Genomic DNA, 23,904 nt, shown 5'->3' on the forward strand with positions numbered 1-23,904 from the left:
CAATAAAAAGGTAGAGAAGCATGAGCTTAACAATCAGAGAAGTAACAGTAGAAGATGCACAAGGCATTATTGATGTCTTGAATCCAATCATTATCGAAGCGCGTTATACGATCTTGGATCAGACTTTTACTGTTGATGAAGAAAAGGCATTCATTGAGCTGTTCCCTGAGCGTGGTGTGTTTAGCGTTGCAGTTAACGAAGCTACGAGTCAGTTACTTGGCTTCCAGAATGTTGAACCATTTGCTACTTATACTAAAGCCTTTGACCATGTTGGTATCATTGGAACCTATGTTGATGCTAATAGCCGTGGGCAGGGCGTCGCCAAGCAGTTGTTTGATTACACATTCAAATCAGCGAAAGCCAAAGGTTATGAAAAGCTGTTCGCCTATGTAAGAGCAGACAACCAGCGCGCATTATCGGTTTATCTAAAGCAAGGTTTTGAAATCGTCGGAACGGCTAAGAAACACGGTAAGATTGGTGACCAGTACTTTGACGAAGTTCTTATTGAGAAGTTCTTATAGGCTCGCCTAAACGCTAGAAATTCATCGTATGCAGGAGGCAAGATGACAAAGCTAATCGAATTAACAGAAATAGTCTTATTCGACTGGGGCAATACGCTGATGGTCGATTTCCCAGAAGCACAAGGGAAAATGTGCGACTGGGAAGTTGTCGAAGAAATTGCAGGGGCGCGTGAAGTGCTGGCTGCACTTTCGAAACAGCACAAACTCTATGTCGCAACCAACGCCGCTGACTCGACAGAACAAGACATTATTCAAGCGTTTGAACGAGTTGGTCTGTCTCAATATCTCTCCGGTTATTTCTGCAAGGCGAGTCTTGGCGTATCCAAATACGATTCTGATTTTTATCCTGCAATCATTACACAGTTAGGTGTTCAAGCTCAGGATGTGACGATGATTGGAGACACTCTCGAAAAAGACATCTACGCTGCGTTAGCGAGTGGTTTACACGTTGTGTGGTTGAACACAGAAGGCACTGTTCTTAAGTCAGAGCATCCGAATATCGTACAAGTTCAAAGCCTAAGTGAACTATTGGAGAAGTACCATGGATGATCACTCTGAGATCTGGCGTCAGTATTATCAAAAGGCACTAAGCAAACCTCATTTAAAGAGAACTGAATACGCAATTAAACTGAATGAGTCAGGTTTAAATGTTGCGATCGATTGTGGTTGTGGAACAGGTAGTGACATCGCTTTTTTAGAACAGCAAGCGTATCAAGTGTATGGTTTCGACGTTAATCCTGATTCGATTGCACTATGTCGGGATCGTTTGGGTCGCAAATCTTCGGTCGAGATATCTGAAAATGGATTTGAACACTATGATTACCCTAAATCTGGCGTAGTGATTGCCAATTCGAGTCTGTTTTTTGCTGACCCAACCCGTTTTGACGGGGTTTGGCACAATATTGAAAACTGTCTTGAAATCGGTGGTGTATTCGCAGGCGACTTCATGGGCGTCGATGACAGTTGGGCACATGGCTATCGAACCCCAACAACGCCGTTAACAAAAGCCAAAGTACTTAGCTTATTCAACGACTTTGAGATAGTACGATTCCATGAGCGAGACGAACAAGCACTCACGTCGCTGGGTAGGATGAAGCATTGGCACACTTACTCGGTCGTTGCGATTAAGCGTCGTTAAAGTCAGTAACTAAAACTCGTTCGGATGCTTGCCTGTTTTGACGCCAACTTCTCATCTCTTTGTTATTTAATCCTCTAAGCTAACTCTAGTTTCTACTATGAGGGCTAGGTTATGAGTATCGAACGTCATGGAATATCGGTTGGAATTGAACGTGTTAGCGGTGAAACAATCGTTGTGTTAAAAGCGAAAGGCAAACTCACACACGATGACTATCAATCAATGATGCCAATTCTAAATACCACGCTAGAAGAACTCGATTCATCTAAACTCAAGATGCTGGTCGACATCTCCACCTTAACGGGTTGGGAGTTGCGTGCTGCTTGGGATGATTTCAAACTGGGATTAGAGCTCAATTCGAAGATAGACAAAATCGCGATTTATGGTGATAAAAGCTGGCAAGAATTCGCTTCAAAAGTAGGGAGCTGGTTTGTGTCCGGTGAGATTAAGTCATTCGAAGACCATGACTCTGCGCTTAAGTGGCTAGTCGATTGATACTATTCGCGGGCAGCAGCTAGAGAGCAGTTCGTAAACATCGCCAATGACAGTTGATGAGCATTGTCTCGAACGCTGTCATTTTTCGTTTTGGCGATGATATTTCCTATTCGATTCAATAGAGTATATTCACTCCAGCGTGTAACATACCCAGGCTTTGTTTGGTCGTAACTAATAGCGCGGCCAGATTCAGTAATAACGAGAACTAAAACAGAAATAAGGTCTAACGACATGCATAAGATAATTGATAAGCTGGCTTGGATATTCATCAAAGACGGCAAGCTGTTGATGGTGAGATCAAAAGGCAAAGAGCTGTTCTACTTGCCGGGCGGAAAGCGCGAAGCAGGCGAAAGTGATGAGCAAGCACTGGTTCGCGAAATCAAAGAAGAGATCTCAGTCGATTTAGTGCCTGATTCCATCAAATACGTCGAGACGTTTACAGGCCAAGCTGATGGCAAAGCGGAAGGCGTATCAGTGCAATTGACTTGTTATCTTGCTGATTATACTGGTGAACTGTCTCCAGACGCCGAAATCGAAGAACTTAAGTTTGTTGATGGCAACGACAGAGCGGTATGTTCATTGGCAGCACTGGTTGCGCTTGATTGGTTAGAAGCGAACCAGTATTTGTCTTGAGGTTTTAGCATCTATCAGCTGTATTAGTGCATATTAGCTAATGCTGAAAATTGATCTTCAAAAGATCATCGCTTACGAATAGCTTGAAGGGCGGCTGTCTTTCATCAACAGGTCGAGTTTCCTTTGAGCTTTCTTCGTGTCTTGTAAATCCACCACCTCAATCATTTCACATTCATCTCGTACCATCTCATTAATTAGGCTTGGGTAATGTCGGCAATCTTCTGGTCGGTCTAAGTAAATACTGCATGTGTACTTGGCTTGAGCCTTGGTGTCTTTCGTCGGAACTAGCTCCAGAAAAGGGCATCGAGTTAAACGTTCGCCAGATTCAGGATCAAACCATATCTCGCTTCCTCGAACATATTCAAAGATGTCTGGGTTGAACAGCTCCCACAAATCGATCTCTTCTTGCGTTGCGGCAAGGTCACCATCTCCGTATTTGATACAGCATTTCCCGCATTGATTACAATTTTTCATTAGTGACTTCATTGGTTGGTGAGCTTTTATCATTTTACCACTGATAGGCGTGGCACGTTGACTTTGTTGTTCATGGTTAAGCCGTTACGGGGCGAGAACATGGAATGACGGCGCTTAAAATCAATTTATCTATGCACCACCACTCCAAACAAGGCTGTAAACAGTGATACAATTTGCGCCTAGCAAGTTATTAAAACAAGGCATCAAAATGAGAATCGTATACACCACCGAAGGCAACATCAACGCAAAGAAACAGAGAGACGCTTACCCAAAGTTGGCGCTATGTGATAACTGCGTTCGAGACTATGTGGTGATTGCTCAAGGCGAACGTACTTACAAGCCATGCGCAAAATGTGGTGCCGACGATTAATGCGCCTTGATAAATACCTATGTAAAAGCACTGACCTAACCAAGCCTGAAGCGATTGAACGCATCCATAATGGCGAGGTGAATGTAAACAGTGAGGCTGTGACCGATGAATCGACTCAGGTTCATGAAAGCAACACCATCTTGTTAAATGGCACTCCGCTTAAGTTGCGTGAATTTCGATACCTCCTAATGCACAAGCCTGCGGGTACTATCTGCTCTAATATCGATGAAGTTTATCCTTCACTCTTCAACTACATCGAGGTAGACAAAGCATCAGAACTGCACATCGCAGGGCGCTTAGATGCAGACACAACAGGCTTAGTCTTGATTACCGATGATGGGCGCTGGTCATTCAATATCACGCTGCCAACCAAGTCATGTAAGAAGGTGTATCGCGTGACATTGTCACGAGATATCAAAGACGATGTCGCTGACAAGTTCAAAGCGGGCATTCAATTGCAAGGCGAGCAAAAACTGACGCGTCCGGCAGAGCTCGAAGTGATTACCAGTAAAGAAGTGCTGTTGACCATTACAGAGGGTAAGTTTCATCAAGTAAAACGAATGTTTGCCGCGGTAGGGAATCGAGTTGTTGGCCTTCACCGTGAACAGATTGGTGATGTTCGTTTAGATGTTGAAGCAGGCCAGTGGCGTTATTTAACCCAAGCCGAAGTCGACTCATTTCAGCAGGGCTCTGAATAAACGCTATAACCACTTAAGGCGTTAAGCGTGGCAGGAGCAGAATATCAACACTATAAGGATGTAGGATGGAAAACCTAAAAGTCTCAGAAATTAAGTCTTTCGTACCCGCGAGAGACTTCGTTTTATCCAAGCGTTTTTACCAGTCAATCGGCTTCGAAGTGATGTCTGAATTTCACGATATCGCCTATCTGCGTCACGGCAGTTGTGCGTTCCTTCTGCAAAACTTTTATGAACCTGCGCACTGTCACAATTACATGATGCACTTGCTGGTTGAAGACGTAAAAAGTTGGTATCAACACATCCAAAACTCTAATGTAGTGTCGGAATTTGAAGTTACCGTTTCCGAGGTTGTTGAGCAGCCTTGGGGAATGCTTGAGTTTTGTATCACTGACCCAAGTGGTGTGCTTTGGCGTGTGGCTGAAAACATCAAGCCGCGTTAATTCATCCAACTTGCATTAAGGTCAGTGAAAACTTCAAATTATCCATCTGTTTCTTTATTTATGCCGACATAAGGCAATGATCAAATAGGTTCAAACATGGATATAAAGGCTAAAATGCACAGCCAAGACGTTTACTACTGTGACGACGTTGATTTGGTTGCTGAGCAAACTCAATGCTTAGAAGTGCTATACGATTTTAACCACACTCGTCCTAGTGAAGGGGATAAACGACAACAAATCATGAAGCAACTGTTCGCCGAAGTCGGTGAGGGCTGCTACATCGAGCCGCCGTTACGCGCGAACTGGGGGCGTCACACCCACTTAGGCAACAACGTATACGTTAACTTCAATCTAACTCTGGTCGACGACACAGACGTATTCATCGGCGACAACGTGATGATTGCGCCTAACGTGACCATCGCCACTGGCACACATCCCATCAGCCCAGAACTCAGGCTAAAAGCAGCGCAGTTCAATGTTCCTGTTCGTATTGGAAACAACGTATGGCTTGGCGCGCACACCGTCGTACTTCCCGGTGTCACCATTGGTGAAAACTCGGTTATCGGAGCGGGCAGCATCGTCACCAAAGACATCCCAGCTAATGTGGTTGCCGTTGGAAACCCATGCCGTGTGGTACGCGAAATCAACGAACGTGACCGAGAGTATTACCACAAAGGTCGCCGCATTCCTGATGAACTAAAGTAAGCGATTTTTCACACGCCTGAAATTAGCTGTGACATAAGTCATTGTTATGCAATGACTTAGTTGTATATAAAGTGCCTATGTGGCTCGGTTGAGTTGGAAGTAGAGTACGCCAGTAATGAATTGGGGGCTTGTCATTGTAGTATGTGTAGAAATTGGTCTGGCGGTCCGATGTTAGTCATTGATTGCGCTGATTCCGTCAAAATATCAGGTGAATCAAATGTAGTGAGATATAAGTCGTCCGATTGGGCTGAGAGGGGGTTCTGCGGTAAATGTGGTACGCACTTGTTTTATTTTTTAGTGCCAAATAATCAGTATCACCTTCCTGTCGGGTTATTGATGTCTGGGGATGACTACAAGTTAACTCATCAAATATTCATCGATGAAAAGCCCGAATACTACGAATTTAAAAATGAAACACAAAATATGACTGGTGCAGAAGTATTTGCTCACTTTGAAAGTGGAGAGTAGCACTTAGTTTTTATTAGCTTAAGACTAATTCCCAACACTCGGCATTTTTAGTTTCGGTCGAGTTTTGTATTTGCGGTGTTCTGGTTAGGTAGTAGCGTTGCTCACGCTTAACGTCCCAGCATCAACCCCCAATTTGAAGTGCCTCGAAACTCGATTGTGTGAACTCCGAATAGCTGAATAGTTACTCTAATATACACTGAGTTTTCTAATGGCTCTTAGGGGGCGGAAATGACAGATATGGCAATATCAAGTTACCTTGGCTGGTTGTTACTTCTTATCGGTTGTTATCCTTTCTTTCTTGTTGGTGTCAGTATGTTTTTCTATGATGCAGAGCGTAAACAAGCATTAAGGTGGTTGAATGGAGTTAGTTTTCTATTGGCTGCATTCCTTCTTTACATGCATATGCAGACAGAAGTCATCTATGGTCGGGAACTGCTCGAAGCCTGGTATCGTGTTAAACCAGAAGATAGGCCTCAATAGAAAGCACATAACAAGTGATTAATATCCATATCAGGATGATGCTAAACGATTGGCATTTCTAGATCGAATCAACTTTAGTGTTTTCGGTACATGGTTGAGGTGAGGTGGTCGCGATGTCAGCCACTTCAAGCGGCGATAACTCGTCTATCCAATTATGGTTATCCGAGTGAACCATGTTCTCTTACAAAGTGTTTGACATTTTAGATATTCAAATGTTGAGGCTCCGATGAATTTTCTCCGTAAGTATAAAATCAGCTTTCTTTTCTGTGTTAGTGGCCTTTTGTGTTTCATTGCTTATAACACCATAGGTTCATACGTAGATGAAAATGGTTTGTTGGTTGAGCCATTCGGGCTTATTCCTCTATTTTGGCTTTTTGAGCTACTTGCGTTGATGGCTTTGGTTGTGACCTTCGTTAGACACAGAAAGTGTCAGTAGACCAGTTAAGCTGTGAGTAAACGAAGATGTTTCGTTATCACAAACAACTTAGGCGCGATTCGGTACGCGTGGCATTTTTGGCATGCGGCGGTATTGGTGTTTCCAATCGTTTTAACTTCAGTGGGTTAGCTGTTAAATTTGAGAGTATTGGTAGCGTTGCAATCTGCTCAAGCGGGCGTTATGTTACTAATTGAATTCAACGTTTATAAAGGATGAACATGGTAGTACTTAGAGGAATGCTCCAAGACGAATATCCAGCTTATTGTCAGTATTTTATTGACGATTACAGTCAGGAAATAGCTAGAAACTATGGGCATTCTTTAGACGTTGCAGTCGAATTGGCAAAGAAGGACTTGCATCGTAGCTTCCCTAATGGACTAGAGGGCAATGAGCATTCGCTATTATGCATTGATGCTGAAGTCGATGGTGAATGTAAGCTTGTGGGTTACCTATGGCACTCAGTCAATATTGGGGATAAATCTACGTTTATCTATGACTTTTTCATTTCGAAGGAACATCGAGGTCTAGGTTATGGTACTCAATCAATTTCTGCGTTAGAGACCCAACTACTCACTATTGGTATCAATCAAATAAAACTGAGGGTCGCATACCATAATGAGCGGGCGCTTAAGTTGTATAAAGAAGTTGGCTTTGAAGTTACCGGTTTTAATATGTCTAAGAAACTAAGCAGGTAGCCTCAACAGATCAAGCAACATACATAGACCGGCAGGTTTCATTCAAACTTGGAGTGAAAATATGAAGTCAGATTTTTCAAAACTTGCGACAACCGATTACGGAAACATATTGAGTAACGATCATTTTATCAACTTTAGCATTGGTCTTCTTTGGCAGGGAATGCCGCCAATTTTTGGAGAAGTGTTTCTAATGGCTTCAAAGAAAGTAAGTGATGAAGCTTCATTAACACTCGCTGAGTGGGAAACGAGTCATAGGACTAAAATAGCCCAAGCAATAATGTCTGCGAAACAAAATTCTGAAAGCACTTTAAGCTGATTCGCAATGCGCGGCATTTTCATCAATTAACAGGTGTTAGGCGACAACGAATAAATTCATCCATGGAGAAGAGAGTGATCGTACGGACTGCGACGAAAGAAGACTCAAGTGTCTTGTTAGAGTTTATTGAACAAAAAGCTGACTTTGACCGGAGTATGAGAGGGTTTAGTGGTGAAATCTCGACAACTATAGAGAAAATCGAACGCACACTATTTGGTGATTACGCATTTGCTCATGCATTAATATTGGAACGGAATTGTGAGCCTTTTGGCTTCGCACTGTATCACTATCGATATTCATCCTTCAGTGGTGAGCCATCAATCTGGCTTGACGACCTATTGGTTACAGGAAATCAAAGATCAAAAGGGTATGGCCGTGAACTTATGTTGGCTTTAAAGTCACAAGCGGAGTCATCATATGCCTCTCACATCTCATGGACGGCAAGTCCACATAATAAGAAAGCGCATGATTTCTACAAAAGGTTGGGTGCAGAGGTTGAGCGAATGGATGGTCAAAGACCTTATTTCCGTTGGGCAATGTGCGATTCGTAAATGAATCAAAAGGGAACTATGAAAATAACGACGCTGGTTGATAACTCTCGACTGGATAACAGGAAAGATTTAGCCGTTGAGCGCGGACTATCACTGCATATTGAAACTGAATCGCTAAAGATCTTGTTCGATATGGGAAGTGGCGATACGTTTTGTCAAAACGCACCATTACTGGGTATTGATATCAAAGATGTAGACCTCGCTGTCATATCACACAGGCATCATGATCATTGTAATGGCACCGCTGATTTTGTTGCTCATAACTCTAAAGCCAAAGTGTTTCTGAAAAATTGCGAACAGAAAAGCTATCATTTCCGGGCTTTCGGTTTTAAAAGTGATGTCGGGATCAATACGGACTTGCTAGAAAACAGCAACGATCGGTTAGTCTTCGTCAATCGTACGACTGAGATCGCACCGAATGTCTTTGCTATTACTGATATTAGTGCGAAACACGAACAACCTAAGGGCAATAAATACCTATATACACAGTCGAAGAATCGACAGGAGCGCGACTCATTTGATCATGAATTACTGTTAGTGATTAAAGAGAAAGACGGTTTAGTTATATTCACCGGTTGTGCTCATAGTGGCGTTCTCAATATGGTTGATACAGCCGTTACTTTGTTCCCAGAAGAGAGAATAAAAGCCGTTGTCGGGGGCTTCCATCTAGTAGGGTTACCATTATTCAATAGTATTGGTTGCACAAAGCAAGACATTAGAGAGCTTGGGTTGACGTTGTCTCAGTACCCCATTGATAAACTGTATACAGGGCACTGTACAGGCAAGAAAGCTTATGGCCTGTTGAAAGAAGTATTAGGCGAGCGTCTGGAAGCAATGCCGGCAGGTAGGTGTATTAATGTGTAGCGTAACTTGTTTTCTTCTCCAATACTATCAATCAGTAGTTTGAGTGTTTATACGTATCCTTGGCATATTTGATATGTTATTCGTTGCTATAATTGGTTTGTATCCGAGGCTAGGACATGAATCATGAAAAAGTCAGAAGCAATGCAGCGAGCGAGAAGTATCTATGGTATTGACTTTCAAAATCGTAATACTCATTTTTCCAAGATTAACAAGGCTCTACCTGTTTGGTGGTTAGAGGTTTCATTGGACAAAATTGATGATAATCGGGTTAAGCAAATCTATTTTTTACTTGAAGATGGTGTGAATCTACATTTGCTCGATATTCCGACTGATTACTTACGTCAGCATAAGTCTGGTTTCTACATACGGCATGATAAGAATCACATGTGTTTCAAAATAGACATATCATCTTACCAAGAGCTTATGGGCTCTAAAAGAGAGTTAATGAAGCGCTTTAAAGTATAGTCGTCGCAAAGAATTTAAACACTCGGTGTTTTTTGTCTATTAGACCGCTATATGTTAAGAGGCATCGAGTGATGCGACGTTAACCCTTACAAGTCAGAGATTAGGACGTTTTATGATCAAAGGTCAGGTAATAGAATGGAATGACTCTAAGGGTTACGGTTTCATTTCTTCTGTTGGTGGTGTGAAGGTGTTTTTCCATATTTCATCTGTCACAAACCGCGGTTACCGCCCTAAATTACAAGATAGTGTCACCTTTGAAGTAACTGAAGATAATAAAGGGCATCTAAATGCTGAAAATGTAACAGTTCAAGGTGTTAATGGCTTCCCTTTTGCTGTGTTGTTCGGGTTTAGTTTTTTGGTGGCAGCGACCGCATCGGTCATAGTCTTCAATGGTGAGAAGGTTCTGATCCCTTTGTATATTGTATTGAGCATATTTACGTATTTTATGTTTGCTTGGGATAAGCAAGCTGCACTGAGCGGGGATTGGAGAACGCCAGAGAAAACACTTCATATGCTTTCTCTCTTAGGTGGTTGGCCTGGCGCGCTACTGGCTCAATTTCAGCTACGACATAAATCAAGAAAGCAGCCTTTCAAATTCATCCTTTGGGTTGCGATTTTATTAAATGTCTGCGGATTTCTTTGGTTGTTTACGGAACAAGGTAGGAATTTAGCGCTGGGAGTGCTTAACCTCTTTTAGTCATAATTTGGAGTTAGCTAACGGACCAAGGTTAATTGAGTCATCTTGCTTTATATATATTCTCGGACCTTCCAGCTTTAGAGCCGTGATACTTTAAAAGGGCTAGTATCTGAAACTCGCGCTATGTCTATCTTTTTTTATCCTATAGAGCTTGAACTTAGACGCTCTAGTGTGAATCGGTTTCATGTTTGTCTAATTATATTTTTCACGACGCAACACACGTTCCGTGAAATAAGGAGTTTTAAGTGAGTCAGGAAGTAAGAGTAGGGTATCCGCCCCATGAACCCACGGGGCGATATTACTAATGTTTGAAGTTCCAAGGTAGGAGTGCGTCGATATCAGGCTCTGCTTTCGCCAACTCTTTCATGCACTTGACCAGATAGTCGTAGAGGATAAGTCCGTTGGCTTTCGCGGTCTCGACGATGCTGTAAAGCATCGCGCTCGCACCAGCACCGTTTGGTGTGTCAGAGAACAACCAATTTTTTCTGCCAATGACCAGCGGTTTAATTGCGCGTTCAGCGCGATTATTATCGATAGATAAGTGACCATCGTCGATATAACGAATGAGCTTTGGCCATTGTCCGAGCGTATATTTTATCGCTTTACCTAGTGCACTAGAGCCTATCACTTTCTGGGTCGTCATCCATTCGTAAAGTTCATCCAGTATCGGTTTGGCATACGCTTGACGCTCTGCTTTTCGCTCTTGGGCAGGCGCACCTTTTAAGCGTGATTCTATCCCGTAGAGTTTTTGGATTTTAGCCAGCGCCTTATCGGCCTTGCCTGATTTACCTTTCCCTTGAAGCTTCTTCGCATCCATGAACTTGCGACGAGCATGCGCTAAGCACCCTACATTGGTGACGTGATGCAGACCATCATAAGCCGCGTAGCCATCGGTTTGTAGATAACCGTTGTAGTCACCTAAAAAGTCCACGGGACACGCCCTCGCGCGACTGTTTTGGTAGTCGTACAAGGCGATATTTTTCATATTCGGTAGTGCGGCTTCGGGTGAGTCGGCGCCCGAGCAGTAGAGCCACATGTAACACTGTTTCTCTTCTTTGAGCACATTAAGCGGCGTTTCATCCGCTTGAACCACTACTTGTTGAAGAAGATGGTCTTTCAGCGCTTCATATAAAGGTTCGAACTTCTCACTGACTTGGATAATCCACCTTGCCATGGTGGTGCGTGATAGCTCGATACCCGACTGATTAAACAGCGACTCTTGCCGATAAAGTGGCATCGCGTATTGGTATTTACCCAGAATGATATTGGCAAGCAAGCTTTCTGTCGCGAAGCTCTTAGGGATAAGACTCTGCGGGGCTGGCTTTTGAACGATGCGGCTATTGTCTTTTGTTTTCTCGCACTCGCGGCACGCATATTTAGGGCGGACATATTCCAGCACTTTAAGCACTGCTGGTGTGAACTCTAATTTCTCACTGCGGTCTTCGCCGATTTTATGTAGGTTATGATTGCAGCATGAACACTGCTTTTCATGGTCGTCTAAATCGAGTTCGATAACCTCTCGAGGCAAGGTCGTTGGAAGTGGTTTACGTTTACCACGCTTCTTCGTTATGGTCGTGGTCGTGACCTCAACCTCTTCTTCCTTAGCGGCTTCACATTCCACTTCGTTGAAGAGATCTCCTTGAGATTCATCGTAAGGCTTTAACGCCTCCGAGCGTTTCGCGAATTGACGGTCGAAGGCAAGCTTGAGTTGTTCAAGCAGCGATTGACGCTCTTGTTGCCATTGTGATTCCTTCTGCTCATTCGAGAGCATCAGTGCTTTCACCATCGCTTGTAGCTCGGCAATATCTTGACTTTCTGGGTCGATATTTAGTGTCTTTTTCATGACATTGATTATACTAAAATCGTGCCGTTAACGCTTGGTGGATAAGGCTTTATTATCGTTTAAGTCATTGTAAAATCGTTTATTGTGACAGGTTTATGGCCGATAATTGTGAAGCCAGAAAGCAGCCTATCAAGCTCAAATTGAGTCAAGGTAAATACCTGATTTTTCTCTTTTGATGGCCACTTGTACTTGGCTTTTTCGAGGCGCTTATACCACAGGGCGAAGCCTGTTTTATCCCAGTACAACACTTTGATTTTGTCGCGCTGTTTGTTGGTGAACAGGAACAGTGCGCCACTCCCCAAGGGTAAATCGGTGTCACTTTCGATAATTGCAGCGAGGCCATTGATGGACTTTCTAAAATCGACGCTCTCACGATACAGATAAATGTCTGGTGCGCTCAGCATGCGTTTCATGACAGCGCCCCGATGAGCTCTGCTAGGTAGGTTGCAGGCGTGCCTTGAGGAATACTCAGCTCAACATCATTGACGAGAAGGGTCATGTTAGCGGTTGCTATTTGAGCTTGGTATTTCGTTGTCTTTTCGACGACCTCTGCTCGGACAAAGCCTTGAGATACATCCGCTTTTTTGAGTTGTTGGCGCTTAGCATAAAACGTTGAGGGATTGAGTTCATTGAGCTTACAGAATGCGATCGTTGACAATGAACTCGATTCAGATTGTTCGATAAGCGTTTGCCATTCTTGTTTAGTGTGTCGTTTTCCCATTTCAAATCTCCTCATGGTTGGAGACTTGATCTTATTATTCGTGTTAGGCGATTAGAATGCGGGGTTTATGGAGCGCTTACAGAGTAGGTGTAGCTGCGGTTATTCTGCGTGAAGGGCGAGTGTTACTTGGAGAACGAATTGGTTCTCACGGAGCTCATACGTGGGCAACGCCGGGTGGGCACCTTGAATGGGGTGAGAGCATTGAAGAGTGTGCCAAACGTGAAATACTCGAAGAGGCGGGCTTGGTTGTTAGTGCATTTGAGAAGCTGACTTTTACCAATGATATTTTTGAGAAAGAGAACAAGCACTATATAACGCTGTTTGTTGTTGCTTCTGACACAAGCGGAGAGCCTCAGGTGATTGAGCCTGACAAATGTAAGCAATGGGAATGGTTTAAACTAGATGAGCTACCAGAACCACTGTTTCTTCCTCTGACGAATTTGCTTAACGATCCGGTCATTCTTGGGAAGCTAGCGCAGTAAAACGTGAACGATTGGAGAGAAAATCAATGAGAGCACCTTTTCAAGTTTTAGTCTTTCCCTACAAAACAGTCGATAACAAATCTCGATTTTTAATCGCACGTAGAAGGGACAATGGTGTATGGCAGGCAATATCGGGTGGTGGCGAAGACAATGAATCATTACTTGAAGCAGCAAAACGAGAGCTCTCTGAAGAGGCTCAGCTAGTCGGTTGTAACTGGCAGTTGCTTGATTCAATGTGCATGCTTCCAAAAGTCTTTTATGCAGGAAATCACAATTGGACTGAGCATCCATTCGTAATTCCTGAGCATTCCTTCTCAGTTAAAGTGACGGAAGACCCTCAATTATCAAATGAACACACAGATTACCGTTGGTGTGATTACCAAGAAGCTATTGAACTTCTAACATATGACTCGAACAGAAACGCGCTTTGGGAGATCAACGAAAGGCTTTACAAAGCTAGCTTAAAGTACACAGATTAATTAACTCTATATTAGAGTGGAAATCCTGATTAGATTCTTACTAATCTCTCGCTATTTAGTGAATAGGAAAATCATGACATTACGAGTAGTTCCAGAGCTTTATTGTTTCGATATTAATGTGAGCAAATCCTTCTTTGTCGATGTGTTGGGGTTTGAAGTGAAATACGAGCGCCCAGATGAAGAGTTTGCTTATCTAACGCTCGATGGTGTTGATGTGATGCTTGAAGGGATTACGGGCAAAAGTCGAAAATGGCTTTCAGGTGATCTGGAGTTTCCGTTAGGGCGTGGTGTTAACTTCCAATGGGATGTTATCGATATCGAACCTCTATATCAGAGAGTTAACGAAAGCGCCGCTGATTCTATTTACTTAGCGTTAGAGTCAAAGTCTTATCAATGTGGGGATTCGATCGCGACTCAGAAGCAGTTCATAGTCCAAACCCCAGACGGTTACCTCTTTAGGTTCTGCCAAGATATTCGTTAACACATAAATATTATTGGTTACTTATTACGAGAAACATGGCTAACTAAGTACTTGCTTAAACAAGGAGAGTAGAGTGGTCAACATTCGGGAAATGGCAATTTCAGACTACGACTCAGTGATCGCGTTGTGGTGTCAGACAGAAGGCATGAGTATTCGCGATGCCGATTCGAAAGAAAGCATTGCGAGCTATTTAGAGCGTAACCCCGGTCTGAGTTTTGTGGCTGAAAGTAACAACGAGATCATTGGCGCTGTGTTGGTCGGAACGGATGGACGTCGTGGGTATTTACAACATTTAGCTGTCTCGGGCAACTTCAGAGGGCAAAAGCTAGGTTGTAAGCTTGTCGCAGAGGCGGTCAACGCACTTGCAGGGTTAGGTATCCCTAAGACTCACTTGTTTGTCTATAACGACAACATCAACGCTCAGCAGTTTTACGAAAAGTTGGGCTGGTTTCCTCGAGATGAAGTTCGAATGTACTCGTTTAATAGCTCGGATAATAGTAACGTTTAGCCTTAAATATTTGTGCGGGCTTAGCTTGAATTTGTAACAGACTCGCGCGCATCTTCCCAATATCAAAACAATCCTTGGAGTATTTAGAAATGTTGTTTTCTAGTCTGTCTAAACCATCGGTTCATGGCTCCGAGTTATGTTCTGAACTGCTCAATTTCTTAACCGAGCATAAGAGTGATTTCGAAGAAAAGTTAATCCCTGATCTGTCATACATCGATGATATGGCACATGTGGTGAACGGTATCAAAATCAAAGACGTTCTACACATCAATGCGAATCAATATCGACTTCAATATTCGTTTGATTGGGAGCTGTTTCTAGGTTGTTCAGATAGGAACGAAACTGGTGTAGAGAATGGAAGTGTTCTATTCACGCTTGAGGACGATAACGTTCTTAATATCAACTTCCCAAACTACGGTTCTCGAGACACTAGCGATGAGCTCTAGTCGGTTTTTCGTGCGTGTTATACAGAAGGAACAACAATGATAATTATCGAAAGGCTTGAAGAACTACATGTGGCGTCAGTTCAGGCCATCCAACTCGCCGATGAACAGGTTAAGTTCGCTGGCACAGCTGCGGAGTTTTTATTAGACGGCAGTGAAACGACGCACTTGCACGTGATTAAGTCTGATAACGAAGTTGTGGGTTTCTTTAAGCTGGATATCGCTTACGCAGATCACTACGAATTCTGCCCTGAAGGAAGCATTGGCTTAAGAGCCTTTGTTGTTGATAAAAACCAGCAAGGTAAAGGTTTAGGAGCTGGCACGGTCAAAGGTTTGTTTCCATATTTAAAAGCGAATTACTCAGCGTATCAGTCGATTTACTTAACTGTGAATTGCAAAAATCCCGCAGCATTTAACTGTTATCAGAAAGGCGGCTTCGAAGATACCAATGAACAGTATTTAGGTGGCGCAGCAGGGCCGCAATTTATCATGCGCGGTCGAATTGCTTAGTAATATGGAACCGATTAATTGTTGATGAGAAACACCTGCACAACTGTATGCAGGTTGAGAGTCTTAAAGAGCACGAGAAGGAAATTTGATGAAGGTTCAATATCTTGAAGTGGTTACCCCAGATGTCGATATTGTTTGTGCAACATACGCTCAGCTCTATAACGTGAAGTTCAGTGGTGCTGATGTGAACCTTGGTGGGGCGCGCACTGCAAAGCTATCTAATGGTGGGGTAATAGGCATTCGAGCACCACTTCGTGAAACTGAAGAACCAGCTGTTCGTCATTACACGCTGGTTGAGGATATTCAGTCTGCAGTAAATGCAGCCGAGAAATTAGGCGCCGAAGTTGCGTTACCGCCAATGGAGTTACCACGTCACGGGATGTGTGCCATTGTTATTCAAGGTGGCGTCGAACTGGGATTCTGGGAGTTATAGGTGATGTATAGCTTTTAGATTGTGAAGGACGAGATACTACGATTTATGATACGACACCTAGTGTCTTTGTCAGCTTCATGGCATCATTCCACGCAGCTAAAACCCCAACAAGATATGTTATGAAACAGAATATTGTCCACATTGCACTCGTGGTAAAAGACTACGATGAAGCGCTTGATTTCTACGTAAACAAGCTCAAGTTTGAGCTCATTGAAGATACGTATTTACCAGAAGAAGATAAGCGTTGGGTTGTTGTTGCTCCACCAAATTCAACCGGTGTAAGCCTATTACTTGCTAGAGCTTCCAAGCCAGAGCAGCTTGATTTTATCGGTAACCAAGCTGGTGGACGCGTATTCCTATTCTTAAACACCGATGATTTCTGGCGTGATTACGAACGTATGACGTCTTTGGGCATTAACTTTGTCCGAGAGCCAAAAGAGCAAGGCTACGGCACCGTTGCTGTGTTTGAAGATCTTTACGGCAACTTGTGGGATCTGCTTCAGTTAAACCCTGAACACCCTATGGCTAATAGGTAGAAAAGCTTAACCCACAACCTTAATTCTAGTCATACGGATTGGCAGGAGCGACATGGAAGTCACAAGGTATCAACCCAAGTATTTAACCGCCTTACAGGCACTCTATCTAGAATCAAGACAGGACACCTTTCATTGGGCTGATACTAACGCTTTTAAGTTATCCGATTTCGATTTAGATACAAAAGGTGAAGAAATATGGGTCGCCGTTTCTGGCAATAAGGTTTTAGGTTTTGCCTCTATTTGGAAACCTGAAAGCTTCATCCATCACCTCTATGTTTGCCCGCGAACGCTACGTTCTGGGGCAGGCTCTGCTTTACTCAATACCTGCAAACAACATTACTCTGATCTGACTTTGAAGTGCTTGACTGCTAATGAAAACGCCATTGGCTTTTATCAGTCGCAAGGCTTTGTTATCTCGTCCACAGAGGGAGAGGGGTTAGAGCGTTATCACTTAATGACGTACTAAGCTTTGTAATAATAAGTTTAGTAATAACAATCATAACAATCACAAGCCCTGCAATTACAACAAGGGTAATCAAGTCGGGAGTTTAAACAGAGAATATGGAAATAAAACAGCTTTCAGCGATTGAGGTACTTCCGGTTAGGCATCAAGTGCTTTGGCCTGATAAACCGATGTCGTTTTGCATGGTGCCAGATGACGAACAAGCAACGCATTACGGCGCGTTTGTTGGTGAGCTGCTGGTATGTGTCGCATCTATCTATATTCAAGACAATAAAGCTAGGTTGAGAAAGTTTGCTACGCTGCCTGAATTCCAAGGGCAGGGAATCGGTTCCAACGTGATTGAGCATGCGATCTCTAACCTCAAAGATTTAAACATCCAATACTTTTGGTGCGATGCACGTACAACGGCTTTAGGTTTTTATCAAAAGTTTGGGATGGTTGTAGAAGGCTCTGAATTTGAAAAATCGGGTGTCGCGTATTACAAAATGTCGGTTGATTGGGAGTAACGGTTCTCTGTAGCTCTGTTAACCCTCCGTATCGCCAAATCATCAACTTAAGTTAAGGAAGCTCATCGTGGAAGAAATAAAAGGCATTCTGCAATTCATGGTCGAAATTGAAAAATTAAAGGATGTTCATCGACAAACAAAGCCAGTTGGATTGGCTCGATATGAAAACTCCGCTGAGCACAGTTGGCATGTCTGTTTGAGCGCGCTCATGTTGAAAGACTATGCCAATGAAGAAATCGATATTGCGCGAGTGATGAAGATGTTGCTGATTCATGACCTTGGGGAAATCGATGCCGGAGACACCATCATTTATGCCAGTGAAGCCGAAGAAAACAAGCTCAAAGAGAGAAACTGCGTCGAGCGCTTGCTGAAATCATTGCCGAGCCATTTAAGCGCTGAGTACTTGGATCTATGGCTTGAGTTCGAAGTGGGTGAGTCACCGGAAGCCAGATTTGGTAAGGCGATTGATAGAGTGCCACCTTTGCTTCATAACATCCATGGAGGCGGTCACAGCTGGAAGAAGCACAACATATCCAAAGACAAAGTACTGACCTTCAATGGCGAGCGTATTTCTAAAGGCAGTCGTGCTATCTGGAAAGAGCTAGAAGTGCAACTTGAAGGTGCTGCGGACAAAGGGCTATTAAAGTAAAAGTTAATTTCGTATCTTAGCGTAACAATAGCTTTAGCGGTTCATTGAGGGAGCTCTCGATGGAAAATGATTCAAGATGCATGGCACTTATCTAGTGTCTCATTTCTTTCTAATATAACTCTAATGGACAACAATAAGTTCGAGAACCGACTGATAACTTGTTAGTATGCATCAACTTTATAAATGTTAGTTGGCTTATATAAATGCTTGATAATAAGTATATTAAACACCCTTATCACTGTGAACAGTGTAACGCACTTACCCCGCACCTTGCTGTTAACGCTTCCGATGCTCAATCTAAAGCGGACGCTGAATCTGAAAAGAAACAATGGAAGTTAGGCGTGTTGATGGAGTACCTGATGACGTTATTGTTTAGAGGTGACCATAATGTTCCCGGTTTTTATGTCGACAGTGATTACGAATACCAATGTGAGAAATGTGGAACTAAATCGTGGCACTGATCGTGTGTTTAACTTTTGAAACAATTCTGACCTAAACTGATGATAATAAGACGCATTAGAAAAGTGATCCTCTCTGCAAACTGAGAATGGAAACGCGTCTATACTGACATGGGTTACGTCGCTGATTTTGGAAGTGGCGCTATGAATGTAAGTTTGATTAGGTTAAATCTCAGAGGTGACGATGAAAAAATTACTACCACTATGCGCCATTTTACTCTCGGCATCATTTTCAGCTGCGGCTTCTGATGGTTTGATTAAATACCAAAGTAATTATTCAGTGAAAGAGACTGCTGACCGCTTTGAAGAAATCGCCAAGAGCAAAGGTTTGACCTTGTTTGCGCGAATCGACCATCAGAAAAACGCGAGTAAGGTCGATCTTGAATTGAGACCAACGGAAGTCATCATCTTTGGTAACCCGAAAGTAGGGACGCCATTAATGCAATGTGCTCAAGAAGTCGCGATAGATTTACCACAGAAGGTGTTAGTCACTGAGGATTCTAATAAGAAAGTATGGTTGTCTTACAACGATCCTAATTACTTGGTAGAGCGTCACGCGATCAATGGCTGTGACGAGGTCGTTAAGAAAGTATCGGGTGTACTAAGCAAGCTATCAGAAGCGACAGTGGCGAAAAAGAAAGCGAAAGCTAAATAACCAAGACCAATAAGCACTCATTGAGACTATTAATGTGTGCGATATAACGATGATATCGCTCATTAGTCATTGTGTTGACAACTAAGCAACAGTATATAAAAGTAGTTTTATGAAACTGAATTTAGCGCAATCTAACCAACGAATTATCATCATTCCATAGGAATGGTGGGATTGTTGATGCGCTTTGTTTATCGAACCCACCCGTAAGGTGGGTTTTTTGTCGCTGTCTTATGGGTTTTATCTGAATAGAGGAAGTCATATGAAAAAGATCGCGGTTTTTGGCAAGCCTGGGAGTGGAAAATCCACAATCAGCAAGGCGTTAGCACTAGCTACAGGGATAGAGCTTCACCAGTTAGATTCTATTGTTTATAAGGCCAACGGAGAGTTTGTTGAACGTGAAGTATTTGAGGAGGCTCATGAGAGCATACTTAAGTCAGAAAGCTGGATCATCGATGGTTTTGGTCCTCTAGGCTCATTCAACACACGTTTAGAAGCTGCAGATACTTTGGTTTATATCGACCTTCCTTATCCAATTAGCTACTGGTTTGTTACCAAGCGAATGCTCAAAGGGTTGTTCGTTAAACCTGAAGGCTGGCCTGATGGAAGTGCAGTGATAAAAGGCACGATACAAAGTTACAAGACACTAAAACTGTGTCCTAAATTTTGGAATGATGATTTTAGAGCGCGATTAGAATTACGTGCAAAAGAAAAAGACGTTCACATTATCAGCAGCGTGAGTGAATTGAATAACTTTGTTTGCCAACATGTCACTTAACATGCAATGTTTGAGCTTGCTTAATTGCTTGTAACCTTATGAAAATATGTAGATTAAATACGATGTGTGGCATATTTGCTATATGTTAATTTTGTATATCTGGTTAAGGCTATAAATATTATGTATGGAAGTGAAAAGACGAGAGCGTTCTGCTGTAACTGTAAGGAAGTAACACTTCATAAGTACACAATGTTCAGTAACCAAGTACAAAAAGCACCACAAGATGAAAAGAAACCAGGGTTGCTTGGAATGATTTTATCGTCGCTAGCTTCAAGCGGTGCAACTGGTGACTATCAATGTACTAAATGTGGAACCAATTTATGCACGCCAGACAACCTAGACTGAGTTTGGCTTATACAAACAAAAACGGGAAGACCACAATGATCTTCCCGTTAGGTATTGCTTAACTCATCGTGCTATTGGCAGTTTGAGTAACAAGCCTTATGCGCAACACTTCTTGTATTTCTTACCGCTACCGCAAGAGCATGGATCGTTACGGTTAGGGGTCTTTTCAAACGTCATCGTTTTTGGCTTGTTCAGTAGCGTATCAAGCTCGATGGTGTTCTCTTCTTTGTCTGCGTCGACTGTAATAGTAACGAAGATAGAATTTTCAGCGGCTAGTGCTTCAACTTCTGCTTTACGCGCTTCAGTTTGAACCATTACAGCGATTGGAGATTCTTCAGTACCCGCTTTTACATCGCGGTTTACGTTGTAGCCAGCAAGAACGTGGTTCTGTCTTGTTTCGATACGGCCTTTGAAAAATAGTTTCGACATTGGGTACTCATTAAAATTTAGATGACGCTATTCCGGTGTTGGGTAGCGTTATAGAGCGGGGGATTATACGCATATATTCGAATTGATAAAGATGAGAACGAAACATAGCGGCGATTCAGTTTGTATCGGTGAGCATAAACAACAGAGCTGCCTCTAAAATTGAGCTGTCTAGTAACGCCTTCAAACATAGATGAGAGCATTGGCCACATCGTTAATGATTCAAATCTTGCGGCATAGCTCGGTTTTCGTAATTTATAGAACCGGATATTTGCTGTGTTACATATCTCCCGTTAATGTGTTTGAAAACAGACTAATAACCAACACATAGGATTAAAAATGACACCAAAGCAAGTGGTATTAGGATTTTGGGATGCAATGCGCAGTAATGATTTTGCAAAGGCGAGTGAATGGCTAGCCGCAGATTTTGAAGGCTATTGGCCTCAGTCGTCTGAATTGACGGTAGGGCGCGACAACTTCACGGCAATCAACTCTGAATATCCAGCAAATGGTGTTTGGGAGTTCACGCTCAATTCAATTGTCTGTGAAGGTGATACCGTAGTAACGGACGTTTCGGTCACTGACAGTGTGTTGAAAGGCCGAGTGTTCACCTTTCACACGGTCGTTGAAGGTTTAATTCAAAAGCAAACTGAGTTTTGGCCAGACCCATTCGAAGCGCCGGCGTGGCGATCGCAGTGGGTTGAGGTTGTATCGAGCAATTAGTTTGTATCGATACGATCAGTTTGTGACGAAAAATCAGGTTATAACAAACAAGTGGCATTAGGAGGTTTCATTGAGCAAGGTAGTGATTGTAACAGGCGGAAGCCGAGGCATTGGCGCAGCGACGTCTAAATTGTTGGCCAGTAAAGGCTATGCTGTATGCGTTAACTTCATACACAATGAGTCACGAGCTGAAGATCTAGTGAACGAGATTCGTGAACAAGGCGGAACCGCCATAAGCGTGCGTGCGGATGTGTCTGTTGAATCGGACGTGAAATCCTTATTCGAGATTGCTCGTAACAAGCTAGGTCCAGTGACTCACTTGGTCAATAATGCCGGGATCTTGTTTACTCAGTCACCATTAGTTGACATCGAATTGGATCGCTTTGAGAAGGTGATGAAATCGAATGTATCAAGCTGTTTCCTGTGCAGTAAAGCCTTTATCAAACAAGCGGACGGTGCAGGTTCTATCGTGAATGTCTCATCTGCTGCTTCTCGCACAGGAGCGCCGTTTGAATATGTGGATTACGCAGCATCGAAAGGTGCGATGGATTCACTAACCAAAGGCTTATCGCTTGAATTGGCTGCGCGTAATATCCGAGTTAATGGTGTAAGGCCAGGTTGTATCTACACTGAAATGCACGCAGACGGCGGAGAGCCTGGGCGAGTTGATAGATTAGCCTCGCAACTGCCGCTACAACGAGGTGGCACGCCAGAAGAAGTCGCTAACTCTATTGCGTGGTTACTGTCAGACGAAGCTTCTTATGTAACTGGATCATTCATTGATATTGCGGGCGGGCGATAGGGCTCGTTAGCTTTTACACTAAGATAGACCAGTAAAAACCATAAACACGCAACAAAAGTACCTAACTAAAAGAACGAAACTAAGAGTACAAACATGAAAAACTATTTTGAGAGTCCGTTTGTCGGAAAGTCACTCAAAGAACAAGTGACCAACCCAAACATCATCGTAGGCAAGCACAGCTATTACTCGGGTTACTACCATCACCACAGTTTTGATGACTGTGCGCGTTACCTATTACCGGATAGAACCGACATCGATAAGCTGATCATCGGTAGCTATTGTTCGATTGGTTCTGGCGCTGTATTTATGATGGCGGGCAACCAAGGTCACCAAAATCAGTGGGTGAGTTCCTTCCCGTTCTTCTATCAAGACGACGAGAAATTTGAAGATGCGATAGACGGCTTCGAACGCTCTGGTGATACCTTGATTGGTAACGATGTGTGGATTGGCACAGAAGCCATGATCATGAGTGGTGTTAAGGTCGGTGACGGAGCAATCGTCGCAAGTCGAGCTGTTGTGACTAAAGACGTTGTACCATACTCGATTGTTGGTTCAAACCCAGCGCGTCACATCCGTTATCGTTTCAATGAAACTGAAATTGCTCAGTTGTTAGAAATGAAATGGTGGGAGTGGAGCGAAGAACAGATCAAAGGCGCAATGTCGTTGATGTGCTCTTCAGATATCGATGGGCTTTATCAATATTGGAAAGCGCTCAAGTAATCGCTGTTACCTGAGCACTTTGTCTCATCGTTGCCGCGTTAGTTTATCGGGCAAGCACAGCGTAATGAATTAGATACCTGCACCGACTTGGAAGTAGAGGGCGGTATCTTCTTCACTGAACGCAATATCAATCCCTGAAATCAGACCATAGCGTCTTGCGATAAGGTAACGGAAGCCGCCACCGTACCCTACTGCGGGCTCTGTAATGAGAATTGGAACAGGAAGAAAACCGTAGGCATTTTCTGCGAGGTATTCTCCCATATCGAGTTGGCCATCAATTTCATCGATAAAGCTGACGGCGTGTGTCGCCATGACACACCTGACAAAGCTGTCGATATTTGGTTTTGCCATTGGCGAAGTGACTCGCATCGACTTCTGAGGCAGCACTTGCATTAAACGCCATCATTGAGGCGACTAAACCCAAGAAAGCTAACACGTGTAAATGGTTGATGGTTTTCATTATTCTATTCTCGATTATTATTTAACATTGAAAGAATAATCAG

41 protein-coding genes and 2 pseudogenes are annotated in these 23,904 nt (G+C 43.1%); 36 read left to right on the forward strand and 7 right to left on the reverse strand.

The window, feature by feature from the left end; all coding sequences use genetic code 11:
- The first annotated feature begins 20 nt into the window (after positions 1–20).
- From AC3CH3_RS07430 to AC3CH3_RS07450, 5 genes are all read left to right on the forward strand, one after another.
- A complete protein-coding gene (locus AC3CH3_RS07430) occupies positions 21–521 on the forward strand; it encodes a GNAT family N-acetyltransferase (RefSeq protein ID WP_488538093.1) in 501 nt (166 codons plus the stop codon).
- A gap of 42 nt (positions 522–563) precedes the next feature.
- Entirely contained in the window at positions 564–1,070 is a 507-nt protein-coding gene (locus AC3CH3_RS07435; protein ID WP_488538094.1) for an HAD family hydrolase, read from the forward strand.
- Entirely contained in the window at positions 1,063–1,659 is a 597-nt protein-coding gene (locus AC3CH3_RS07440) for a class I SAM-dependent methyltransferase (RefSeq protein ID WP_488538095.1), read from the forward strand. Before AC3CH3_RS07435 ends, AC3CH3_RS07440 begins: the two co-directional genes overlap by 8 nt.
- A gap of 111 nt (positions 1,660–1,770) precedes the next feature.
- Complete coding sequence (locus tag AC3CH3_RS07445) at positions 1,771–2,151, forward strand: SpoIIAA family protein (protein ID WP_488538096.1); 381 nt, start codon at positions 1,771–1,773, stop codon at positions 2,149–2,151.
- A 231-nt stretch (positions 2,152–2,382) separates the two neighbouring features.
- Positions 2,383–2,784 (forward strand): NUDIX hydrolase, encoded by a 402-nt coding sequence (locus AC3CH3_RS07450; RefSeq protein ID WP_488538097.1) that lies wholly within the window; start codon positions 2,383–2,385, stop codon positions 2,782–2,784.
- A 72-nt stretch (positions 2,785–2,856) separates the two neighbouring features.
- On the opposite strand, the gene AC3CH3_RS07455 is transcribed toward AC3CH3_RS07450, so the two are convergent.
- On the reverse strand, positions 2,857–3,258 hold the full coding sequence (locus AC3CH3_RS07455; protein WP_004733901.1) for a YkgJ family cysteine cluster protein: 402 nt from the start codon (positions 3,256–3,258) through the stop codon (positions 2,857–2,859).
- 208 nt (positions 3,259–3,466) lie between these two features.
- On the opposite strand from AC3CH3_RS07455, the gene AC3CH3_RS07460 reads away from it, so the two are divergent.
- From AC3CH3_RS07460 to AC3CH3_RS07520, 13 genes are all read left to right on the forward strand, one after another.
- Positions 3,467–3,628: a hypothetical protein gene (locus AC3CH3_RS07460; protein WP_019823472.1), complete on the forward strand. Its 162-nt coding sequence runs from the start codon at positions 3,467–3,469 to the stop codon at positions 3,626–3,628.
- Entirely contained in the window at positions 3,601–4,326 is a 726-nt protein-coding gene (locus AC3CH3_RS07465; RefSeq protein WP_488538098.1) for a pseudouridine synthase, read from the forward strand. The genes AC3CH3_RS07460 and AC3CH3_RS07465 overlap by 28 nt, the downstream gene beginning before the upstream one ends.
- Positions 4,327–4,391: 65 nt before the next feature.
- On the forward strand, positions 4,392–4,766 hold the full coding sequence (locus AC3CH3_RS07470; protein ID WP_146454515.1) for a VOC family protein: 375 nt from the start codon (positions 4,392–4,394) through the stop codon (positions 4,764–4,766).
- A gap of 96 nt (positions 4,767–4,862) precedes the next feature.
- Positions 4,863–5,471 carry a sugar O-acetyltransferase gene (locus AC3CH3_RS07475; RefSeq protein WP_488538099.1) on the forward strand — a complete coding sequence of 203 codons (609 nt, stop codon included), beginning with the start codon at positions 4,863–4,865 and terminating at the stop codon, positions 5,469–5,471.
- 60 nt (positions 5,472–5,531) lie between these two features.
- Positions 5,532–5,939 (forward strand): GFA family protein, encoded by a 408-nt coding sequence (locus AC3CH3_RS07480; protein WP_488538100.1) that lies wholly within the window; start codon positions 5,532–5,534, stop codon positions 5,937–5,939.
- 228 nt (positions 5,940–6,167) lie between these two features.
- Complete coding sequence (locus AC3CH3_RS07485) at positions 6,168–6,419, forward strand: hypothetical protein (RefSeq protein ID WP_488538101.1); 252 nt, start codon at positions 6,168–6,170, stop codon at positions 6,417–6,419.
- Positions 6,420–6,645: 226 nt separating this feature from the next.
- Entirely contained in the window at positions 6,646–6,855 is a 210-nt protein-coding gene (locus AC3CH3_RS07490; RefSeq protein ID WP_065205270.1) for a DUF3955 domain-containing protein, read from the forward strand.
- Between the two features lie 218 nt (positions 6,856–7,073).
- On the forward strand, positions 7,074–7,550 hold the full coding sequence (locus AC3CH3_RS07495) for a GNAT family N-acetyltransferase (RefSeq protein WP_488538102.1): 477 nt from the start codon (positions 7,074–7,076) through the stop codon (positions 7,548–7,550).
- Between the two features lie 61 nt (positions 7,551–7,611).
- Complete coding sequence (locus AC3CH3_RS07500; protein WP_488538103.1) at positions 7,612–7,866, forward strand: hypothetical protein; 255 nt, start codon at positions 7,612–7,614, stop codon at positions 7,864–7,866.
- A 62-nt stretch (positions 7,867–7,928) separates the two neighbouring features.
- Positions 7,929–8,417: a GNAT family N-acetyltransferase gene (locus AC3CH3_RS07505; protein ID WP_171308227.1), complete on the forward strand. Its 489-nt coding sequence runs from the start codon at positions 7,929–7,931 to the stop codon at positions 8,415–8,417.
- Positions 8,418–8,435: 18 nt separating this feature from the next.
- Positions 8,436–9,281, forward strand: a complete 846-nt coding sequence (locus AC3CH3_RS07510; protein WP_488538104.1) for an MBL fold metallo-hydrolase — start codon at positions 8,436–8,438, stop codon at positions 9,279–9,281.
- A 123-nt stretch (positions 9,282–9,404) separates the two neighbouring features.
- Positions 9,405–9,746 (forward strand): hypothetical protein, encoded by a 342-nt coding sequence (locus AC3CH3_RS07515; protein WP_017078746.1) that lies wholly within the window; start codon positions 9,405–9,407, stop codon positions 9,744–9,746.
- 112 nt (positions 9,747–9,858) lie between these two features.
- A complete protein-coding gene (locus AC3CH3_RS07520; RefSeq protein WP_054546365.1) occupies positions 9,859–10,443 on the forward strand; it encodes a DUF1294 domain-containing protein in 585 nt (194 codons plus the stop codon).
- 301 nt (positions 10,444–10,744) lie between these two features.
- Here the strand turns inward: AC3CH3_RS07520 and tnpC are convergent, their stop codons facing one another.
- From tnpC to tnpA, 3 genes are read right to left on the reverse strand one after another with little or no spacing between them, the layout of a single operon-like run.
- Positions 10,745–12,286: an IS66 family transposase gene (gene tnpC / locus AC3CH3_RS07525; RefSeq protein ID WP_488538069.1), complete on the reverse strand. Its 1,542-nt coding sequence runs from the start codon at positions 12,284–12,286 to the stop codon at positions 10,745–10,747.
- 59 nt (positions 12,287–12,345) lie between these two features.
- Positions 12,346–12,699: an IS66 family insertion sequence element accessory protein TnpB gene (gene tnpB, locus AC3CH3_RS07530; protein ID WP_261893880.1), complete on the reverse strand. Its 354-nt coding sequence runs from the start codon at positions 12,697–12,699 to the stop codon at positions 12,346–12,348.
- On the reverse strand, positions 12,696–13,007 hold the full coding sequence (gene tnpA / locus AC3CH3_RS07535) for an IS66 family insertion sequence element accessory protein TnpA (RefSeq protein WP_488537056.1): 312 nt from the start codon (positions 13,005–13,007) through the stop codon (positions 12,696–12,698). Before tnpA ends, tnpB begins: the two co-directional genes overlap by 4 nt.
- A 56-nt stretch (positions 13,008–13,063) precedes the next feature.
- Here tnpA and AC3CH3_RS07540 point away from each other — a divergent pair, with 56 nt between their 5' ends.
- The 15 genes from AC3CH3_RS07540 (at position 13,064) to AC3CH3_RS07610 (ending at position 20,730) form a co-directional block, all read left to right on the forward strand.
- Positions 13,064–13,489 carry a nucleotide triphosphate diphosphatase NUDT15 gene (locus AC3CH3_RS07540; protein ID WP_488538105.1) on the forward strand — a complete coding sequence of 142 codons (426 nt, stop codon included), beginning with the start codon at positions 13,064–13,066 and terminating at the stop codon, positions 13,487–13,489.
- Positions 13,490–13,515: 26 nt separating this feature from the next.
- Positions 13,516–13,968 carry an NUDIX hydrolase gene (locus AC3CH3_RS07545; RefSeq protein WP_019823495.1) on the forward strand — a complete coding sequence of 151 codons (453 nt, stop codon included), beginning with the start codon at positions 13,516–13,518 and terminating at the stop codon, positions 13,966–13,968.
- A gap of 73 nt (positions 13,969–14,041) precedes the next feature.
- Positions 14,042–14,449 carry a bleomycin resistance protein gene (locus AC3CH3_RS07550; protein ID WP_488538106.1) on the forward strand — a complete coding sequence of 136 codons (408 nt, stop codon included), beginning with the start codon at positions 14,042–14,044 and terminating at the stop codon, positions 14,447–14,449.
- 73 nt (positions 14,450–14,522) lie between these two features.
- A complete protein-coding gene (locus AC3CH3_RS07555) occupies positions 14,523–14,957 on the forward strand; it encodes a GNAT family N-acetyltransferase (protein WP_121603275.1) in 435 nt (144 codons plus the stop codon).
- Between the two features lie 89 nt (positions 14,958–15,046).
- Positions 15,047–15,403, forward strand: a complete 357-nt coding sequence (locus AC3CH3_RS07560) for a hypothetical protein (protein WP_050649971.1) — start codon at positions 15,047–15,049, stop codon at positions 15,401–15,403.
- A 36-nt stretch (positions 15,404–15,439) separates the two neighbouring features.
- A complete protein-coding gene (locus tag AC3CH3_RS07565; RefSeq protein WP_488538107.1) occupies positions 15,440–15,910 on the forward strand; it encodes a GNAT family N-acetyltransferase in 471 nt (156 codons plus the stop codon).
- An 88-nt stretch (positions 15,911–15,998) separates the two neighbouring features.
- Entirely contained in the window at positions 15,999–16,343 is a 345-nt protein-coding gene (locus AC3CH3_RS07570) for a VOC family protein (protein ID WP_479273600.1), read from the forward strand.
- Between the two features lie 119 nt (positions 16,344–16,462).
- Positions 16,463–16,879, forward strand: a complete 417-nt coding sequence (locus AC3CH3_RS07575) for a VOC family protein (protein ID WP_029405534.1) — start codon at positions 16,463–16,465, stop codon at positions 16,877–16,879.
- A 52-nt stretch (positions 16,880–16,931) separates the two neighbouring features.
- Entirely contained in the window at positions 16,932–17,345 is a 414-nt protein-coding gene (locus tag AC3CH3_RS07580) for a GNAT family N-acetyltransferase (RefSeq protein ID WP_488538108.1), read from the forward strand.
- Positions 17,346–17,440: 95 nt separating this feature from the next.
- Positions 17,441–17,848 carry a GNAT family N-acetyltransferase gene (locus AC3CH3_RS07585; RefSeq protein ID WP_488538109.1) on the forward strand — a complete coding sequence of 136 codons (408 nt, stop codon included), beginning with the start codon at positions 17,441–17,443 and terminating at the stop codon, positions 17,846–17,848.
- 67 nt (positions 17,849–17,915) lie between these two features.
- Positions 17,916–18,497, forward strand: coding sequence for an HD domain-containing protein (locus AC3CH3_RS07590; RefSeq protein WP_488538110.1), 582 nt, complete (start codon positions 17,916–17,918; stop codon positions 18,495–18,497).
- 203 nt (positions 18,498–18,700) lie between these two features.
- Positions 18,701–18,958, forward strand: a complete 258-nt coding sequence (locus tag AC3CH3_RS07595; RefSeq protein WP_019823513.1) for a hypothetical protein — start codon at positions 18,701–18,703, stop codon at positions 18,956–18,958.
- Positions 18,959–19,139: 181 nt separating this feature from the next.
- Positions 19,140–19,610, forward strand: a complete 471-nt coding sequence (locus tag AC3CH3_RS07600; protein WP_048611159.1) for a DUF302 domain-containing protein — start codon at positions 19,140–19,142, stop codon at positions 19,608–19,610.
- 259 nt (positions 19,611–19,869) lie between these two features.
- Positions 19,870–20,385, forward strand: a complete 516-nt coding sequence (locus AC3CH3_RS07605; protein ID WP_488538111.1) for a P-loop NTPase family protein — start codon at positions 19,870–19,872, stop codon at positions 20,383–20,385.
- Between the two features lie 120 nt (positions 20,386–20,505).
- The gene (locus AC3CH3_RS07610) at positions 20,506–20,730 is read left to right on the forward strand and encodes a hypothetical protein (protein WP_029405536.1); all 225 of its coding nucleotides are present in this window, start codon (positions 20,506–20,508) and stop codon (positions 20,728–20,730) included.
- Between the two features lie 96 nt (positions 20,731–20,826).
- Here the strand turns inward: AC3CH3_RS07610 and AC3CH3_RS07615 are convergent, their stop codons facing one another.
- Positions 20,827–21,159 carry a PBPRA1643 family SWIM/SEC-C metal-binding motif protein gene (locus AC3CH3_RS07615; RefSeq protein WP_019823522.1) on the reverse strand — a complete coding sequence of 111 codons (333 nt, stop codon included), beginning with the start codon at positions 21,157–21,159 and terminating at the stop codon, positions 20,827–20,829.
- 336 nt (positions 21,160–21,495) lie between these two features.
- Here AC3CH3_RS07615 and AC3CH3_RS07620 point away from each other — a divergent pair, with 336 nt between their 5' ends.
- The 3 genes from AC3CH3_RS07620 (at position 21,496) to catB (ending at position 23,401) form a co-directional block, all read left to right on the forward strand.
- Positions 21,496–21,879 (forward strand): nuclear transport factor 2 family protein, encoded by a 384-nt coding sequence (locus AC3CH3_RS07620; protein WP_488538112.1) that lies wholly within the window; start codon positions 21,496–21,498, stop codon positions 21,877–21,879.
- 70 nt (positions 21,880–21,949) lie between these two features.
- Entirely contained in the window at positions 21,950–22,681 is a 732-nt protein-coding gene (locus AC3CH3_RS07625) for a glucose 1-dehydrogenase (RefSeq protein ID WP_265971498.1), read from the forward strand.
- A 93-nt stretch (positions 22,682–22,774) separates the two neighbouring features.
- On the forward strand, positions 22,775–23,401 hold the full coding sequence (gene catB / locus AC3CH3_RS07630; RefSeq protein WP_488538113.1) for a type B chloramphenicol O-acetyltransferase: 627 nt from the start codon (positions 22,775–22,777) through the stop codon (positions 23,399–23,401).
- Positions 23,402–23,572: 171 nt separating this feature from the next.
- Here the strand turns inward: catB and AC3CH3_RS07635 are convergent.
- Both AC3CH3_RS07635 and AC3CH3_RS07640 read right to left on the reverse strand, forming a co-directional pair.
- Positions 23,573–23,752: pseudogene (locus AC3CH3_RS07635) on the reverse strand (BamA/TamA family outer membrane protein); the annotation flags it as partial.
- Positions 23,706–23,861: pseudogene (locus AC3CH3_RS07640) on the reverse strand (c-type cytochrome); the annotation flags it as partial. The pseudogenes AC3CH3_RS07640 and AC3CH3_RS07635, both read right to left, overlap by 47 nt.
- Between the last annotated feature and the right edge of the window lie 43 nt (positions 23,862–23,904).

It is taken from the genome of Vibrio sp. QJM3NY_35, from assembly GCF_057785915.1.